Origin of the sequence: Nocardia sp. CC201C (assembly GCF_030010695.1) — a bacterium.
GTDB classification, from domain to species: domain Bacteria; phylum Actinomycetota; class Actinomycetes; order Mycobacteriales; family Mycobacteriaceae; genus Nocardia; species Nocardia otitidiscaviarum.
In genome coordinates this window covers 1-1619 of record NZ_JASCXP010000706.1, presented here as the reverse complement: position 1 = coordinate 1619, position 1619 = coordinate 1, and the positions used below count along the sequence as shown (strand labels likewise).

General features: G+C 71.4%; 2 protein-coding genes. Both read right to left on the bottom strand.

All coding sequences use genetic code 11. The annotated features are described in order from the left end of the window. The coding region (locus QK444_RS36120) for a type II 3-dehydroquinate dehydratase (RefSeq protein ID WP_282786593.1) at positions 1–371 on the bottom strand (371 nt) is incomplete at its 3' end. A 355-nt stretch (positions 372–726) separates the two neighbouring features. Next, positions 727–1619, bottom strand: an 893-nt coding sequence (locus tag QK444_RS36115; RefSeq protein ID WP_282786591.1) for a WYL domain-containing protein, incomplete at its 5' end; no start/stop codon positions are given.

The following is a 1619-nucleotide window of genomic DNA, read 5'->3' as shown; positions in this document are numbered from 1 at the left end:
GCGATGGGGGAGATGTAGGAGTGGTGGCGGAATTCCTCACGGGCGTGCACATTGCTGATGTGCACCTCGACGATCGGGACCTCCGGGATCACCAGGGCGTCGCGCAGCGCCACCGAGGTGTGGGTGAGACCGCCGGGATTGACGACGATGCCCGACTCGACCCCGCGCGCGGCATGGACGCGGTCGATGAGCGCACCCTCGTGATTGGACTGGAAGGCCACGACCTCGCGGTCGAACCGGGCCGCGGTCGCGCGACAGAGCGCCACCACGTCGTCGAGGGTGTCGGCGCCGTACACCTCGGGCTGGCGGGTGCCGAGCATATTGAGGTTCGGGCCGTTGAGCACGAGGATCGGGCCGCGGGATTCAGCCATGACCGACACTGTATTGGAGACGGGGCATGCGAATCGACGGGCGCGCGAGTCGGTGGGGACGAGTCGGCGGTCACGCGGACGGGATGCGGCAACGATCATTGCGGCGACACGGGCGATGACGTCGGCCGATTCGCCGGGGGCGGCCTGGTCGGCGAGCTGGATCGATTCCGAGGGCAGTCTCGATGGGAGTCGGCTGGGCCGGTGGGGTTGGCCTGGTTGGAGTCGGCTGGGCCGGTGGGGCTGGCCTGGTTGGAGTCGGCCTGGTCGGTGGGGCTGGCCGATCCGGTGGGTTAGGGCGTGCACCCGAGCGACACCACTCGGGGCAGCGGCGCGGGCAATGGGTTGGTCGGAGAGATCAGGGTGCGGTTTCGGCGGCGTGGCGCAGCCGGTCGGCGAGTTCGAGGGCGCGGGCGCGGAATTCGGCCGGTTCCTCGATGATGAACGTCGCGCCGAGCAGGCCCACCCGCAGGATCAGCCATTCGAAGGAGTCCACCCGGGTGGTGACGCGGCAACTGTCCGGGCCCAGCGCCTCGATATCCCAGTCCAGGTACTTCAGCGCGTCGGCGAGCTGGGCGGCGGGCGCGGACACGGTGACCACCGCGCGGTGCCGGGGCGTGCTCATGCCCGCGCGCACGTACTCGGTGGCCGAGCGCGCGGGCAGCGGACGCGGCGGGAAATGCCGTGCGGTGCCGGTGACTTCGGCCATGCGGTCGATACGGAAGGCACGCCAGTCCGCGCGGTCCACATCCCAGGCCACCAGATACCAGCGCAGCCGCAGGTGCACCGCACGGTAGGGCTCGACGCGGCGCTGTGACGCCGTGCCGTCGCGGCCGGCGTAGCCGAAGGTCAGATACTCGTGTCCGGCCGCCGCCGCCCCCACGGTCGCCAGCACCTCCGGAGCGACGGCGGGCGCGGACTGCGGCGCGGTCTCCACCGTGGCGCGCAGAGCGGAAACCCTGGGGCGCAAGCGCTTCGGCAGGAACTGATCGAGCTTGCCGAACGCCCGGTCCGCCGCCGACCCGATATCGGCAGCGCGATCGAGGGTTTCGCCGTAACCGGATGCCGTGCGCTCGCTGATCGCGCGGTGCGGGGTTGCGTCGCCGCGTCCGTCGGTTGCGCCATGTCGGGTCGCGGCGGTGAATTCGGTGCCTTCGCCGGGCTCGGTGCGGCCACCGCGTGCGGCTGGGCCACCGCGTGCCGCTGGGTCACTGGGTTCGGCTGGGTCACTGGGTTCGGCTGGGTCACTGG